At 44.2% G+C, this 17,072-nt stretch carries 10 protein-coding genes and 1 CRISPR repeat array; all 10 genes read left to right on the top strand.

Going from position 1 to position 17,072, the window contains the following annotated elements; translation table 11 throughout:
* Nucleotides 1-10: 10 nt before the first annotated feature.
* The 10 genes from C7Y69_RS03410 to cas2e all read left to right on the top strand — a co-directional run bounded on the left by C7Y69_RS03410 (nt 11) and on the right by cas2e (nt 12,701).
* Nucleotides 11-193: a hypothetical protein gene (locus C7Y69_RS03410; protein WP_126871812.1), complete on the top strand. Its 183-nt coding sequence runs from the start codon at nt 11-13 to the stop codon at nt 191-193.
* 2,230 nt (nt 194-2,423) lie between these two features.
* A complete protein-coding gene (locus C7Y69_RS03405) occupies nt 2,424-3,263 on the top strand; it encodes a WYL domain-containing protein (RefSeq protein ID WP_126871811.1) in 840 nt (279 codons plus the stop codon).
* A gap of 124 nt (nt 3,264-3,387) precedes the next feature.
* On the top strand, nt 3,388-6,129 hold the full coding sequence (cas3, locus tag C7Y69_RS03400) for a CRISPR-associated helicase Cas3' (RefSeq protein WP_126871810.1): 2,742 nt from the start codon (nt 3,388-3,390) through the stop codon (nt 6,127-6,129).
* 670 nt (nt 6,130-6,799) lie between these two features.
* Nucleotides 6,800-8,395 carry a type I-E CRISPR-associated protein Cse1/CasA gene (gene casA, locus C7Y69_RS03390; protein ID WP_126871809.1) on the top strand — a complete coding sequence of 532 codons (1,596 nt, stop codon included), beginning with the start codon at nt 6,800-6,802 and terminating at the stop codon, nt 8,393-8,395.
* Nucleotides 8,395-8,958, top strand: coding sequence for a type I-E CRISPR-associated protein Cse2/CasB (gene casB / locus C7Y69_RS03385; protein ID WP_126871808.1), 564 nt, complete (start codon nt 8,395-8,397; stop codon nt 8,956-8,958). The genes casA and casB overlap by 1 nt, the downstream gene beginning before the upstream one ends.
* Before the next feature lie 35 nt (nt 8,959-8,993).
* The gene (cas7e, locus tag C7Y69_RS03380) at nt 8,994-10,049 is read left to right on the top strand and encodes a type I-E CRISPR-associated protein Cas7/Cse4/CasC (RefSeq protein WP_126871807.1); all 1,056 of its coding nucleotides are present in this window, start codon (nt 8,994-8,996) and stop codon (nt 10,047-10,049) included.
* Nucleotides 10,050-10,059: 10 nt separating this feature from the next.
* Nucleotides 10,060-10,806: a type I-E CRISPR-associated protein Cas5/CasD gene (cas5e, locus tag C7Y69_RS03375; protein ID WP_126871806.1), complete on the top strand. Its 747-nt coding sequence runs from the start codon at nt 10,060-10,062 to the stop codon at nt 10,804-10,806.
* Complete coding sequence (gene cas6e, locus C7Y69_RS03370; RefSeq protein ID WP_126871805.1) at nt 10,793-11,467, top strand: type I-E CRISPR-associated protein Cas6/Cse3/CasE; 675 nt, start codon at nt 10,793-10,795, stop codon at nt 11,465-11,467. Before cas5e ends, cas6e begins: the two co-directional genes overlap by 14 nt.
* Before the next feature lie 18 nt (nt 11,468-11,485).
* The gene (gene cas1e, locus C7Y69_RS03365; RefSeq protein ID WP_126871804.1) at nt 11,486-12,403 is read left to right on the top strand and encodes a type I-E CRISPR-associated endonuclease Cas1e; all 918 of its coding nucleotides are present in this window, start codon (nt 11,486-11,488) and stop codon (nt 12,401-12,403) included.
* Entirely contained in the window at nt 12,339-12,701 is a 363-nt protein-coding gene (gene cas2e, locus C7Y69_RS03360; protein WP_409513414.1) for a type I-E CRISPR-associated endoribonuclease Cas2e, read from the top strand. The genes cas1e and cas2e overlap by 65 nt, the downstream gene beginning before the upstream one ends.
* A 77-nt stretch (nt 12,702-12,778) precedes the next feature.
* Nucleotides 12,779-17,021: direct repeats of the CRISPR family, unit length 29 nt; unit sequence GTGTTCCCCGTACCCACGGGGCTGAACCG.
* Between the last annotated feature and the right edge of the window lie 51 nt (nt 17,022-17,072).

Raw genomic sequence — 17,072 nt, 5'->3', positions numbered from 1 at the left:
AGGAAAGACAATGAAAAAACAGTTACTACTTATTGCATCGCTATTCTCTTCGGCTACATTTGCGCATGAAGATCATTTTCTAAATACCACGGTACATGAGTACTATCATATCGCTTTTTATGTATTGTCGATGCTGGTTGTTATCAAAGCAGTACATTGGGTGTCCAATAAACTGAGGAAACGTTCGCAATAAAAATAGAGTGCGATAGCCTTATAAAATTGCCAAGTTGTTATGTATTACAAGAACAGCTTGGCGATAATCAATCATTCTGATGGTTAAAATTTAGGTTATTAGGGCATAAAGTTTCGCTGGCTAAGACGGTTACTTGAGCATAAATATTTATAGTATTCAGCGCTAATAATAGCAAAACTATAGCAATAAACTTCTTACGGGTAACGGTTCTACCTTGCAAAATCATTGTTCTTTTGTGACTCTAACGGGATTTTAAACGACGTAGCAGTATCCAATTCAACAGCCGATGCGATAAAGAGATTGCCATCGCTGGAGCCTATTTATTTTGCATGTAGTGCCCATTCCTTGCCGTAAGAAGCGAAGGGAATGACGTTACTAGTTTCGATCACGGCATCTTACGATTCATCAAAAGTAGGTTAGGTGAGCTCCCCAAGATAGAACCTTTTCTAGGTGAAATGTTACGACAGTTTATTACGGGCGCCGAGTTTAATTCGGAAGGTAACCGTTCAAATTTCTACCGCGAAACGCTTTTAGCGGAGAACTTTTATTATGAACTCTAGCCCAAGTTCGATCTGGAAAGTGCTGTTTGGAGACAGCTTATCGCGATGGATTTAGAAGGTTACCGATGCAGTTTAACTTCCAATGTTTCGCGTATTTTAAAGGCTGGGGCATCGGTAGTAATATAAGATTATCTATAGTAAATACACCTGACAACTGTAGTCAAAATGAGTAAAACAGCTTACTTAATGCAATCATTTACGTCACAATAAATACTTACTAAAGTAATATAACTTCCTCTAGATACGTTGCTGGCTATCGTAGTTTGAGTAACGCTTCTACCGTTTAATCTTCTTAGATATCACCTGAAAAGCAACGAAGTTTGATGATAAAGACTCAATAATATGGCGTCTAAACACGTCTTTTGTACCTATGTATATCAGGTTAAGAACAAGCAATCATTGCATTAAGCCGACGTTAATAATGTAGTTTGAAGCAGATTAACCAGTTTTAAAAAAGCAAAATTGTTGGTTTTATTGGTCTAAATATTTGGTGTGGATGAATTAACATTTCATCGTAAAGAAACTGAATCAGCTGCAAATTTTACCGCTAAGGACTACCTCATCAAAAGCGTTACTGGAAAGCTTTTAAAAGCGTTACTGGAAGTTTTGACGAAAGCGTTACTGGAAAAAAATTTTTTTTCCAGTAACGTATGGTAGGGTACCAAAAATCCCAAAACTAAAAACTTCCAGTAACGCTTTTTTTTAAGTCGAGCGATTGAGGTTCCTAGAACCGATTTCAAGGCGCTTTTTACTATAGTTCGTCTAACTCTCCAGCACGAATAACCTAACTTGCTCTAGCATAATATTTACAGAATATTGGGCTCAGTAATTTTAAGTGGACTATAAAATAAATAGAATGCCAATGTTCATTGGCATCAGGCGAGATGTAAGAACGTCAAGCAATGTCCAACTTCTGTTTGCTTAAGATAAAAAGTTTTTAAACATTTAGCTAAGCAAGCAATACATTCAACCACTCAAAGAAGATTAAATTAGATGTCGCCAACATCACGACTAGTTTGGAAAGTTCTTATTAGAGGGCGGGCTCGCTAACGGTTGCCTCACTCTTTGCGACTATTGTTAAGTATAGGACATGAACTTAGTGCTGCATGAAGTTGTAAAAAAAGTGTAGACCTGAGTCTACATTTTTTGGGAAGTCGGAGTGTAGACCTGAGTCTACACTTTTTTGGAAAGTCGAAAGTGTAGACCTGAGTCTAGATGCGATGAACAAAGTGAGTTCGTAAACTGTTGGGCCACACGATTTGTTCTTACCGAAATAGATCGGTGTTAGTAGGTACCATCGATCGCGATAGATTGTGCAACGATGTGAAAATATATTTTTAAGTGTTGGTCATAGTCTCATTCATTTGAGATCTGTAGGTACAGCTATATGATATTGGAACAGCAATCCTATCCATAACCATTCTATTAAAAACGAGCTGATAATTAAGACATGTAATGACAACCGCTTTAACCTCTCTCGAAAAAGCACGTTAGCACCAACACAATGTTTGCTATCGATACTGCTGTTACTTAGGTCTTGCGCAATCGTATTTAACGATATAGAGTCTTGTAATATATACTGTTTTATTGCAGTTAAAGTTACTCAAGGATAGATGTGACGTATTACCCGTAATATTCATGTTAATAACCTTGTTGAAAAAGGCATTAGTATGAACGGGCAACACTTAGAGAGTCGTTATTGGTTTATAGAACTTCACGCTTTTTGGCAAGGTTTAGTAAACAGTCGTCATATCACTGAGTATTTTCAGATTAGTCGCACTCAAGCGCAAAAATATATTACTGCTTACCAGCAAATACATCCTCTTAACCTAGTATATGACAAAAGCTCGAAGGGCTTTTGTATAACGCACCATTTCGCCCCTCACTATATCACTGGTAATGCCAACGAATATCTTGAGTGGTTGCACACTCAAACGAATGAGGTATTCACCTCAACCCACAGCCAGTTAACTAATGCCTCGCTTAACTTACCTAAACGTTGTGTTCACCCTGATGTCATACGAGGGCTGTCTAAAGCAATCAAGCTAAGGCGCCGGTTGGAGGTGGATTATGTGTCATTAAAAAATCCAGATGGTGAAGGGCGCATTATCCAACCACACGTTTTTGTAAAAACAGGATTACGATGGCACTTGAGGGCATTCGATGAAAAGCATCAACAGTTCAGAGACTTTGTGCTCAGTCGTTTTAACGGTGCGCCTGAAATACTTGAGGGTGAAACAGTAAGCCCAAGTAATGATGAAGCGTGGCAAACCTTCATTGATTTAAGGTTTGTTGCTGATCTTCGGCTGTCTCCAGCGCAAAAATACGTTATTGAGCAAGACTATCAAATGCTAAACGGTGAGCTCACCATCTCGACAAGAGCTGCATTGGCACAGTATGTATTACAAGAAATGCAGGTAAACACGAAATTCATTGATGAATACCCTGAAGCGCAGCAATTGGTACTAGCCAACAAAGAATACATACAGAAGTGGTTATTCAATGGATAGTTGTGCCACGTAGCTAAAACCTACCAATAAAGTTTACTGGTTTTATTTCAGGGATTGTCGGAATGATAAATAAGCGTAAATTTTATTTCGAGGGGTTAACTGTATTTAAGGAAGAACATTAATTATGTCGGCAACACCAAGTTATTTTAAATATTGGGGTAAGGCTAGGAAGGTTTCCGATGGCGATGGTCACGACTATCATTTGTTGCCTTACCATTGTTTAGACGTGGGGGCCGTTGGTAAAGTTCTTTTAGATGTAGACAAACCACTGACTAAGGATTTCGCCCAACTATTAGATGTAACGCCTAAACAAATTCAGGACCTCGTCGTCTTCTTTTTAGTACTTCATGACTTGGGTAAGTTTGCTTCTGCTTTTCAGCAGCTTTACTCCGCACCTGATAACACTTTAATAAAAGTTGATTCTTGCTTTCAATATAATGGCAAAGAATATCGTCACGACAGAATGGGATTTTATTTTTGGCTATACCTACAAGACGATATTTTTTCTTTGTTATTAGATATTGAGGAATTCAATAAACGCGATCGCGATCACTTAAATTCATCGAAGAGCTTTATGGTGTTAATGGACTGTATGTTGGGTCACCATGGTCAACCCATCAAGAAAACAGATCCGCCATCCATTTCCGATTATACAGAAGATCAGAATTTAAGCGCGGCTCGTTCATTTCTCAAAGAAATCACTGGTTTGTTAAACTTTGACTTCCCCTATGACAAATTAGCCTCTAAATCGTGGCGTAAAAACTTAGAGTTAGTTAGTTGGCAAATAGCAGGCGTAGCTGTACTTGCTGATTGGATCGGGTCTGATCAATGTTATTTCAAATATAAATCGAATCCCACACCATTAAGCGAATACTGGCAATCTATTCAATCAATAGCTGAACGAGCAGTAATTGCGACAGATTTAGACAAGGCACCAACGGTAAAATCATTTGAGTCAATTCAACAGCATTTTGGGTATTCGCCAACACCACTGCAAAGTTGGGCGGAGATCATTGATATTGACGACAAGCCACAACTCTTTATTTTGGAAGATGTTACAGGTGCCGGTAAAACTGAAGCTGCACTTGCACTAACACATCGCTTAATGCAAGCGGGGGCTGCTGAAGGTTTTTATTTTGGTTTGCCCACCATGGCAACGTCGAATGCCATGTTTTCGCGAGTATCTAAGCATTATCAGCAAATGTTGGCGGGTAGTGGCGGTAAACATCCCAGCATCGCATTAGCTCACGGTGCGAGAGAAATGAACGAGATATTCCGTGAGGCTGTTTTTGCAAGCGGAGGCGAAGAACATAACTACCACAAGCGAGATAGTACCGTTACTGCACAATGTAATCAGTGGCTTGCTGATTCACGTAAAAAAGCGCTGTTAGCTCCGGTAGGTGTCGGCACAATTGATCAAGCTTTATTGGCTGTTTTACCGAGACGTCATCAATCGTTACGTTTGCTTGGTTTAAATAGAAAAGTGCTTATTTTTGATGAAGTGCACGCCGCTGACGAGTATATGTTTGAATTGCTCGAAAGCTTACTGGCATTACATTTACATCAAGGTGGCTCTGCTATTTTGCTAACAGCTACATTGTCACTGAAACAACGGCAGCGACTCACTAATATTTGGTTAAAAGAGGCGGCTATTCCGTTAAAGCAGTTGCAAGAAAATGCTTTCCCCCTGGCTACTAGAGTCAAGCTTGATTCGCATGCACCAGTATTAGAGCAGCCACTAAAAAGCAGACAAGATGTAAGCCGCTCTGTTCAAGTTAAGCAGTTAACAAGTATTGATGAATGTATCACTACAATTGTAAGTGCCGTCGCTAAAAATCAATGTGTTGTATGGGTTCGAAATTCAGTTAATGACGCATTAGATGCTTTTCAAATATTGCGACAACACCTTAATGACCCGGAACAATGTTTGTTATTTCACAGTCGCTTTGTTTTATCGGATAGAAAAACTATTGAAAATAGTGTTCTAGATATTTTCGGTAAGGATGGAGGCAACACTGATCGAGCGGGTAAAGTACTAATTGCCACACAAGTATTTCAAGAAAGCTTAGATGCGGATGCTGACGTGATGATTTCTGATATTTGTCCGATTGATGATTTAATTCAGCGTGCAGGGCGTTTACATCGTCACACTCGAGATAACCAAGGAAGATACCAAGCCGGTATTACAGATAGTCGAAACAATCCAATGCTGTATGTACACGCCCCTACTTACACAGATGTCCCAAAAGGCGATTGGTTAAGCCAAGATTTTCGCAATACTCAATACGTCTATCGCTCAGCTGGTCGTTTATGGTTAGGTTTGAGAAAGTTGCTAGAGTTGAAGGCTATACGCATGCCATCAGAAGCCAGAGAGTTGATAGAGGCAGTTTATAGTGACGAGGCGTTAGCGCAAATACCGCAAAGTTTAATAAATCAAGAAAGTGAGCTGTTTGCAGAAGAACGATTGAAAGCAGCTAAAGCTAAATCTAATTTATTACAATGGCAAACATATGGATATTGTGATCGAAGTGCTAAAGCTTGGCATGAAGATAATAGTGATATCAGCACTCGTTATAGCGATATTGAAACAATAGAAGTGTTGTTGTTAACACAAAACGATAACGGAGATCTTCAGCCATGGATTCAAGACGAAAAGTTTGCGGTGCAACTCAGTACTGTCAAATTAGCTAAGGATAAATATGCCGACAAACTGGTGTCAATCCCTGAACACCTAACACCAGCCATAGATCAGCTTAAAGAACAACACAAATATATTGATTACCTACAACTATGGTTACCTGAACTTGATCCGAACTTTACTTATCATGGAAAGACTGGATTCTGTGAAAGGAAATCCCCGCAATAGCGGGGAACATGATTATAGCACTGCTTGAACGTTTGTGCTTATCGGTTCATCTCAAAGAGTTTTGAGAACTAAGGGATTATACAAGAATTTAGTAAGTTAAATAAATTACATCTTTAATATGGATTATATTGATGAACCTTAGTTCTTATCTTTTTTTTTGACATTTCGAACTTGTTCGGTTAATTTGTGAACTGTTGAGTAGGTGGGCGCAAATAGAGGCAGCGAACCACCCCCTTAAGCGCACCGGTCGCTCAGAGGTTTTATGTGGTATCGACACTGTTAGCAAACAATTGCTGTAGTTTAAATGCCTCCTCAAATTAGAGGACTTGAAAGTGTCTAACAACTTAATTGTTACATATGATTTAAACTTCGCCGGTCAAAATTATCAAGGTGTTATTGAGACCATACAGTTACTGGATAGTTAGGCGAAAGTTCAGCAGTCAGTTTGGTACGTAAAGTCTCCTCATAGTGCTGAGCAGGCTGCGAAAATTGTCAGCTATTATATGGACAAAAATGATTCATTGTTTGTAATGGATTCTACTAATAATGAATCGTATTGGTACAACCTATCAAACGAGGTTGCCGATCATATCCGCGGAAATTGGAACTAACTATAGAAATTATTAAAGCAAGGATGCTTTATTTTTCTCGATTAATGTAAGGAATATTAATGAACATAGTGAAGGATTGTTGGTTACCGTTTCGACTGAAAGATGGCACCGAGCAAACTTTACCTATATCAGCCGTTTGTCGAGCTGATGTCGTAGACTTTGCTTTACCTAGAGCCGACTTTCAAGGCGCTGCATATCAGTTTGCAATTGGTTTACTGCAAACTGTGTTTGCGGCAGAGGATGAGCTTGAATGGCATGAATATTATGAGCAACCTCCAACAGAAAATGCTTTAAACAATGCATTCAATAAAGTTGCACATGCCTTCAATGTGGAAGGCGAAGGTCCTTTATTTATGCAAGATTATGATGAGCTTGATAATGCGAAACCCACTACGGTAGCAGGACTTTTAATAGAAGCGCCAGGGGCAAATGGTCTTAAATTAAATACCGATCATTTCATCAAACGAGGTATCGGAGAAGAGATGTCATTGGGGATGGCAGTCCTTGCTTTGTTTACTCTACAAACAAATGCTCCATCGGGAGGCTCAGGCCATAGAGTTGGACTGCGTGGAGGCGGGCCATTGACTACCCTAGTGGTGCCAGCACAGCCAGAGTCAGCCTTATGGGAAAAGTTGTGGCTCAACGTTATTCACCGTGAAAAGTGGCGATACTCTGACCCTGACTTTAAAGATGGAAGCGTTTTTCCTTGGCTGGTGGCGACTAAAAATAGTCAAACGAAAGGTAGTGAAATTTATTTGAATGATGTGCACCCATTACACATGTTTTGGGCTATGCCCAGACGTATTCGTCTTGATGTCGAAAAACGCAAAGCTGTTTGTAAAGTGTCTGGATTTGAAATAAATAAAACGGTGAGTACATATCGTACTCAAAACTATGGAGGGAACTATTCAGGTACCTGGTCACACCCATTAACTCCCTATAAATGGGATCCTAAAAAGCCAAACGAAGAACATTTATCAGCCAAAGGGCAACCAGGAGGGATAACTTACAAAACTTGGGATCAATTAACATTTAGTAGTGATACTGATGGGCAACATTGTGCGGCCGTGGTTGATCATTTTTATGATATTTGTGGCATGTTCGCCAAACAACAAAATCAAATTCCCCACTTATGGGTTTTTGGTTATGACATGGATAATATGAAAGCGCGCTGTTGGTACTCCAATCATTTCCCTTTGTTCGATATTCCAAATGAAAAGCAAGATCAGGTGTTACGACAAATTAAGCAACTCCAAACGCTAAGCACTAATATTTTGTGGCATTGTCGCACCCAAATTAAATCCGCATGGTTCGATAAGCCTGCTGATGCGAAAGGCGATATGTCGTTTGTTGACATAGCTTACTGGCAACGATCGCACAATCTATTCTTTACCGCCGTTTCTGGTTTGCTAGAAAACAGTAAGGGCCAAATATGTGAGCTAACCCAAGAGCAGGCTAAAGAATGGCTGACGTCAGTTCGTAACCTTTGCGTAGATTTATTTGATGAATTTGCACTGTCGGAGCTCGGCAATCAAAAGTCCATGTCTAAGCGCATTAGAGCACGCCAACAATTAACGGGTTGGTTATTTGGTAGCAAGGAAATTAAAACATTTATCGTTAATCATAAGATCGAATTTACAAAGGAAGTAGCTTAATGGAGCACAAAATAGAAACGCTTATTCTACGCTGGTGGCAGAGTATGTTTTTGTCTACTGAACAATTAAAAGAAAAAGGAATCATGCCAGCTCCTAGCTCACATAAGGCGCAATTGAGAAGGGCGGATAGTTTAGATGCCGTTATGTTAACAGCAGGGTTCAGGGCGTTATGGTTAAGCCTGCCCGATGAGTTAACAACAATAGCAAAACCTGAAAAAATGGAAATTTTTGCTGCGATAGCAGCCGCATTAGTCCAGGTTAAGAATAATTCCGCCGACAAACTTGCAACTGTTGCAGGTAAAAAAAGTGAGGGTGATAAGTCTGTTGTTAGTGAGCTACGTTTCTCGCAACTTCAGAATGCTAAAACCACCGATGATTTTATTAGGCGCTTACGCCGAATATTACAACAGGTCAAAGGGAAAGTGTCAGTGACCAAACTAGCTAAGGATATTGAAGGATGGTTTTTAGAATTTTATGACACCCGCCCTAATCAAGCTAGCAAACGAATTAGTGTTCAGTGGGCTATGGATTACTATCGAGCTGCATCAAATAAAATTAAATAATTGAACAACATCAAATTTATATAAAGGACTAAATCATGAGCCAATTTATACAACTACATTTATTAACTTCTTACCCACCATCAAACTTAAACCGTGATGATCTTGGCAGACCCAAAACGGCCAAAATGGGTGGGTTTGACAGGTTGCGCATTAGCTCGCAAAGTTTAAAGCGTAATTGGCGCGTGTCTGAGCTATTTGAAAGTGCAATGGCTGCGCATATTGGTACCCGTACTAAACGTTTTGGTATTGATATCTTTAATGCGCTTGTTGAAGCCAATATTGCTGAAAAACAGGCGAAAGAATGGGCTGTAAGTATCGCTGGTGTCTTTGGCAAAAATAAAAAGGCTGATAAAAATAAGCCAATGGAAGACTTAGAAATTGAACAACTGGCTCATATTAGCCCTACAGAAAAAGAAGCAGCTCTGGCTTTAGTAGCACAATTGGTTGAAGAAAATAGAGAGCCAACTAAGGACGAATTGAAGTTATTGAAACATCAAAGTACAGCGGTTGATATTGCGTTGTTTGGCAGAATGCTAGCTTCCAGTCCTGAATTTAACACTGACGCTGCTTGCCAAGTTGCTCACGCCCTTAGTGTACATAGTGTAGTTGTTGAAGATGATTATTTTACTGCTGTCGATGATTTGAATGATGGTAATACAGATTCAGGTTCTGCGCATATTGGGGAATCTGGATTTGCCGCGGCTCTTTTCTATAGCAATATTAATATTAATAAAACTCAGCTAATTGATAATCTTAATGGTGATGAGACTTTAGCTAATCGCGCGATTCAAGCCTTAGTTGAAGCAGCTGTAAAAGTTAGTCCTAAAGGGAAGCAAAATAGTTTTGCATCCAGCGCTTACGCTAGCTTTGCTTTAGCCGAAAAAGGCGAGCAACAACCTCGCAATTTGTCAGTGGCATTTTTAAGACCTGTGAATGATGAAGATCAAATTAGTGCTGCAATCCAGGTACTTCAAGAGCAAGTTACCCGCTTTGACGATGTTTACGGTAAATGTGCTGATAGCCGCTACCACTTTGACACGAATAAAGGTGAAGGCTCTGTAGCTGAGCTTCTTGAATTTGTTGCAAGTTAGAGGGGGCGTTATGAAAGAGTACTTAACCTTTCGGTTGTATGGCCCTTTAGCTAGCTGGGGGCAAGCTGCGGTTGGCGGAGATAGGCCTACTGGCTTGTGCCCAACTCGTTCAGCTGTTTTGGGTTTATTAGGTGCGGCGCTTGGCATTAAACGAGAAGAGGAGTTGCGACTATCTGAGCTACAAGAAAGCGTAACAGTTGCAATTAAACAAACTGTGCCAACAAGCTTATTGCGAGACTACCATACAACCCAAGTACCAAGTCATAGTAATAAGATTATTCACCGGACACGCAAAAGTGAACTTGGCGAAGATAAGTTAAATACAATTTTATCTAGCCGAGATTATCGTTGCGATGGTTTGTGGATTGTCGCGCTATCGCTAACTAATGCAGCTAAATTTGCATTGCACGAATTGAAGCAGGCATTAAACAAACCTGTCTATACATTGAGTTTAGGGCGTAAGTCGTGCCCTTTAGCCTTACCCTTATCACCTAGAATTGTTCAAACCGAAAAGTTGAAACAAGCTTTAGATACTGAGTTTCCGCCACTCATGCGTTCGCATAAAGAAGATAGCTTGAGATTAAACGCAAACGATTGGGTAAGCTATTTTTGGGAAGGTGATAAGAATGAATTTGATGAAAGTGGCGTATTAACCACTCAACCGTGGGATGAACCCGTTAATAGAGAACGTTGGCAATTTAAACAAAGAGTCATGCATCAAATATCAATCAGGGAAGGTAAACATGTTTCTGTCTAAAGTAACGTTGGCTTCATCAGCACAGTCGGCTATCGAGTTAGCTAAGCTTTCAAAAAATGGTGTTTACGCTTCCCATCAATTGTTGTGGCGTTTATTTCCTAACGAAGAACAACGTAATTTTATGTACAGGGAAGAGCAAGGAAGCGACGGAAGACCCAAGTACTTTGTATTGTCTAATAAGCCGCCAGAACAATCAGATACTTTATTTGAAATTAATTCTAAACAGTTTAATCCTCAATTAGGTGTAGGCACTAGGTTGGCGTTCAAACTTAGAGTTAACCCCACAATATGTGTGAGCGACCATGAAGGTAAAAGTCGCCGTCATGATGTAATGATGCACGCTAAAAAGAAGGCAAAGGATGCAAGTATTGATAGCGTTAGTGATATTAATACCTTAATGGAACAAGCTGCGATTGATTGGATAAGTGATTCAAAACGCCTGGAACTATGGGGAGTGTCTTTAGACTGCATACCTGACATTGAAAGTTATGAACAACACTCAAGCGAAAAAAAACGCTCTCAAAAAATCAGATTTTCCAGTGTTAACTTTCAAGGTTTATTGACGCTCACTGATCCAGAGCGGTTTATGAATCAATACGAAAAAGGTTTCGGAAGAGCAAAAGCAATGGGTTGTGGGTTGATGCTAATTCGACTTGTTTAAAAGTACTAGAGCATAATCATGCCTTTTATTCCTCTAAAACCCATTCCAATTAAAGATAGAAACTCAATGATTTTTGTTGGAATGGGGCAAATCGATGTAAAAGATGGTGCCTTTGTCGTCATTGATAAAAATGGTGAGCGTATGCATATTCCCGTTGGATCGGTGGTGTGTATTATGCTTGAACCAGGAACCAGAGTTAGCCATGCAGCGGTTAAATTAGCGGCAACTACGGGGACATTGCTTATATGGGTCGGTGAAGCAGGTGTTCGCTTATATTCTGTCGGCCAACCAGGAGGCGCTAGATCTGACCATTTGCTCTATCAAGCAAAATTAGCGTTAGATGAAAATTTAAGGCTAAAGGTTGTGCGTAAAATGTTTGAGTTAAGGTTCGGTGAACCTGCCCCTGAACGGCGAAGCGTTGAGCAGTTACGAGGCATTGAAGGTGCAAGAGTTCGTAAAACTTACCAGCTATTGGCTAAGCAGCATAATGTAGACTGGCAAGGTCGCAGATATGATCCCAAAGATTGGGAAAAAGGGGATGTCGTTAATCGTTGTATTAGTGCTGCTACGTCTTGTTTGTATGGCGTTACCGAAGCAGCAATACTAGCAGCAGGCTATGCGCCAGCTATAGGATTTATTCACACAGGTAAGCCCTTGTCATTTGTTTACGACATTGCCGACATTTGTAAATTCGAAACTGTAGTACCTCTAGCATTTAAAATTGCTGCCAAGAAGCCATATGCACCTGACAAAGAAGTGCGACTTGCGTGTCGAGAGTTATTTCGCTCCGATAAAGTGCTGAAAAAGTTGATTCCGTTGATTGAAGAAGTATTAGCTGCTGGCGAAATCCTACCGCCAGCGCCCGCAAAAGATGCACAACCGCCCGCAATACCAGAGCCAGACTCTATCGGTGATAAAGGCCATAGGAGTAAATAGATTGAGTATGTTAATGGTCGTAACAGAAACAGTTCCGGCTAGACTTAGGGGGCGTTTGGCGGTGTGGTTGCTCGAGGTCAGAGCAGGAGTATACGTAGGTGATGTATCTCGGAAAGTACGCGAGATGATATGGTTACAGATCACAGAATTGGCGGAAGATGGCAATGTTGTTATGGCCTGGGCAACTAATACGGAGTCAGGATATGACTTTCAAACGTATGGTGAAAATCGGAGATCTCCAGTAGATTTTGATGGCTTAAGGTTAGTTAAATTCGCTCCAATAGAATCTGAGACTTGACCTAGTTTGCTCTTTAAAAGTTTGGTAGAATTTTAAAGCTCTTACATTGTTATATAAAACAAGTGTATACGTTTAGAGTGTTCCCCGTACCCACGGGGCTGAACCGCATGTACTCTTTAATAGCGTTAAAATAGCTATGTGTTCCCCGTACCCACGGGGCTGAACCGTCGCCACCCACTACGGCGGTGTAGTCATCGTAGTGTTCCCCGTACCCACGGGGCTGAACCGTAATGGTTCGTTTTTACTAGCGTGTGATTGATGTGTTCCCCGTACCCACGGGGCTGAACCGGTGACTTGGTTAAATCTGGCTTACTTCACCCTGTGTTCCCCGTACCCACGGGGCTGAACCGCGCTGGCAACGCGTTTGAAAGGTATTGTTTAAGTGTTCCCCGTACCCACGGGGCTGAACCGCTTCTATGTGAACAACCCACCCACCCAAAACCGTGTTCCCCGTACCCACGGGGCTGAACCGGACTCTGTACTAGGTGACTTATCCGAATGGCAGTGTTCCCCGTACCCACGGGGCTGAACCGCGGTTTAATCACATCTTGTCTAACTAACCCCTTCGTGTTCCCCGTACCCACGGGGCTGAACCGCCAGTGTGAAATGATTCGTTCATGCGTTCTCTGTGTTCCCCGTACCCACGGGGCTGAACCGATTGTGTTATCACTATCGAATCTACTGCCGAAGTGTTCCCCGTACCCACGGGGCTGAACCGGGTAATTCATAATGGCTACTCAAAACATTGTTGTGTTCCCCGTACCCACGGGGCTGAACCGAAACCGTCCCAGTTTAACCTTACCTAATGAGGGTGTTCCCCGTACCCACGGGGCTGAACCGCCTTGAGCCACACTATCAAGCGCGCTTATACCGTGTTCCCCGTACCCACGGGGCTGAACCGTCCGTTAGCTATTCTCGGAACACCCCTACACCCGTGTTCCCCGTACCCACGGGGCTGAACCTACAGCAAATTCCGCTCTGAAACCTCTGTTAGCGTGTTCCCCGTACCCACGGGGCTGAACCGTTAGTGCGGGTGATGAGCTACTGCTATTATCAGTGTTCCCCGTACCCACGGGGCTGAACCGCCTTTGATTGTGCCGTACCGCCTTAACTTGACGTGTTCCCCGTACCCACGGGGCTGAACCGCACCGCTACCATTGCCCGAACCTTGTGCCATGGTGTTCCCCGTACCCACGGGGCTGAACCGGGGGTGAGTGATGAAACGTTATGCCTTTACACCGTGTTCCCCGTACCCACGGGGCTGAACCGGTGGAATTGAGTGCGGGATTGTAATTGGCTACGTGTTCCCCGTACCCACGGGGCTGAACCGCCTTTAGTTACCATAACCTCATTGCCGTATGCGTGTTCCCCGTACCCACGGGGCTGAACCGATAACAGCGGGTGGCTTAAGTTAACGCAAGAGGTGTTCCCCGTACCCACGGGGCTGAACCGTCCCATCAGGCAAATGGGCAGGTTTACGTTACGTGTTCCCCGTACCCACGGGGCTGAACCGGCATTAAACCATGACAGAGACAGTGACGCTACGTGTTCCCCGTACCCACGGGGCTGAACCGTTTACTTGCTGCTCAATATCGTAACGCTCTATGTGTTCCCCGTACCCACGGGGCTGAACCGCCGATTAAACGAAAAGACCACTATGCACAGATGTGTTCCCCGTACCCACGGGGCTGAACCGGCATAGAAAAGCTAGCGTTGCTGTTGCTGTGGGTGTTCCCCGTACCCACGGGGCTGAACCGGCATTCAGAATAAAAAATAAACTTAGCACCTAGTGTTCCCCGTACCCACGGGGCTGAACCGACGCTGCAATGTAGCCTGCCAATGGGCGCATAGTGTTCCCCGTACCCACGGGGCTGAACCGCGCCAAAACCACGTCTTTAGCACCAAAAAACAGTGTTCCCCGTACCCACGGGGCTGAACCGTTATGAATTTCGTCTTCAGTATCGAAAAGCTTGTGTTCCCCGTACCCACGGGGCTGAACCGCCAATGCCCATTCGCTACGTTTGACGCTGAAAGTGTTCCCCGTACCCACGGGGCTGAACCGCCTAGCGATTGAAGCGTATCAACGACTCCAACGTGTTCCCCGTACCCACGGGGCTGAACCGAGGCCCCGCCGCCGCCAGGGGCGTAAAGATAAGTGTTCCCCGTACCCACGGGGCTGAACCGCTTATTTTCATCCTCGAACATACGTTCAAGCAGTGTTCCCCGTACCCACGGGGCTGAACCAGAGGAGAGCGTTTTTAACGTAATCCGAACCACGTGTTCCCCGTACCCACGGGGCTGAACCGCTTTCTTCTGCTGTTGGCGCGCTTTCTGAAAAGTGTTCCCCGTACCCACGGGGCTGAACCGCCCACGGTTACTAATGATTACGCTGATTCAATGTGTTCCCCGTACCCACGGGGCTGAACCGCTGGCGTTATGTGTATGATGCTGGAAAAGGAAGTGTTCCCCGTACCCACGGGGCTGAACCGTTGTCAGACCCAGAATTTATAAAAAAATTCTTGTGTTCCCCGTACCCACGGGGCTGAACCGGGCACCGGCTTTCATGACGTTCGCACAACTGGGTGTTCCCCGTACCCACGGGGCTGAACCGGGCAAGAAGACGCGTTAACTGAGGTTCGTTGGGTGTTCCCCGTACCCACGGGGCTGAACCTGCCGAGCGTTAATTCAGCGACAGCGGGTAGACGTGTTCCCCGTACCCACGGGGCTGAACCGCCAGCTGGGGCTTAATTAATGGCCTGTGTTGAGTGTTCCCCGTACCCACGGGGCTGAACCGACATTGGAATTAGAACAAAAAATTTCAGAAGTGTGTTCCCCGTACCCACGGGGCTGAACCGCTAGGGTCTTGGCTGCGCTGTTGAGCTTCACGGTGTTCCCCGTACCCACGGGGCTGAACCGAAACTGAAACCATGGCGAATATTGCCGGGTTAGTGTTCCCCGTACCCACGGGGCTGAACCGACCCCGAAACATACGATCCTACAGATGATTTAGTGTTCCCCGTACCCACGGGGCTGAACCGTTTGAGAAATCAGCCGAAGTCTGATACCCAAGGTGTTCCCCGTACCCACGGGGCTGAACCGCGCTGACCTCTGGTAATAAATTCAGCGATTACGTGTTCCCCGTACCCACGGGGCTGAACCGCAGGTTTTAAGAAAATAAGTCGTTCATAGAACGTGTTCCCCGTACCCACGGGGCTGAACCGAAATAAAGCTAGAAGAACAACTTTTAGCTGAAGTGTTCCCCGTACCCACGGGGCTGAACCGCCATTGCATTTCACTTTGGCTTTGTAGGTTTTGTGTTCCCCGTACCCACGGGGCTGAACCGCTCACGCCACCACCCTAAAAGAAAAGCTAACAGTGTTCCCCGTACCCACGGGGCTGAACCGTTTCAGCGGGGCTCGTAAAAGTCTGGTGGGCAGTGTTCCCCGTACCCACGGGGCTGAACCGGCGTTTGTTAACCGCCGAGAATTGTTCTTGATGTGTTCCCCGTACCCACGGGGCTGAACCGTCCCTGTAGCGTGACCATCACCGCGAGGTTTTGTGTTCCCCGTACCCACGGGGCTGAACCGACGTATTTTGGGGTGTATAAGATACGTGAAACGTGTTCCCCGTACCCACGGGGCTGAACCGTTTTCAGGAAGCAAGACAATCGGCAAAACCCGCGTGTTCCCCGTACCCACGGGGCTGAACCGGTTTTTATAACTGCGTTCACTGTTCTCAATGAGTGTTCCCCGTACCCACGGGGCTGAACCGGCCAAGCTCACGACCCATTTCAATGGCTTCGAGTGTTCCCCGTACCCACGGGGCTGAACCGGATTAATGGCGCTCACTGCGGGATGCGCGTAGGTGTTCCCCGTACCCACGGGGCTGAACCGGTAAAACGCTGCAGTGTGTCCGTAATTAAACGGTGTTCCCCGTACCCACGGGGCTGAACCGTCAATGCGACGAATATTGATTTTTGCATGGGGGTGTTCCCCGTACCCACGGGGCTGAACCGGCGCCGTTAAAACATCGGCATCGGATCTGGTAGTGTTCCCCGTACCCACGGGGCTGAACCGCAATCAGACTTAGCTAGGTTGTTATCAATCAAGTGTTCCCCGTACCCACGGGGCTGAACCGCATGTACAGCGGTATGTAACAATTCCCACTTGGTGTTCCCCGTACCCACGGGGCTGAACCGCATGTACAGCGGTATGTAACAATTCCCACTTGGTGTTCCCCGTACCCACGGGGCTGAACCGCTGGAGTGGTTAACCTCAGTGCGTTTCTTTGTGTGTTCCCCGTACCCACGGGGCTGAACCGCGGTGGCACGCTGAACGCAAAATGCCAAAGGAGTGTTCCCCGTACCCACGG

This window comes from Alteromonas sp. KS69, assembly GCF_003989595.1.
GTDB lineage: Bacteria > Pseudomonadota > Gammaproteobacteria > Enterobacterales > Alteromonadaceae > Alteromonas > Alteromonas naphthalenivorans.
This window is presented reverse-complemented; position numbering and strand designations above follow the sequence as displayed.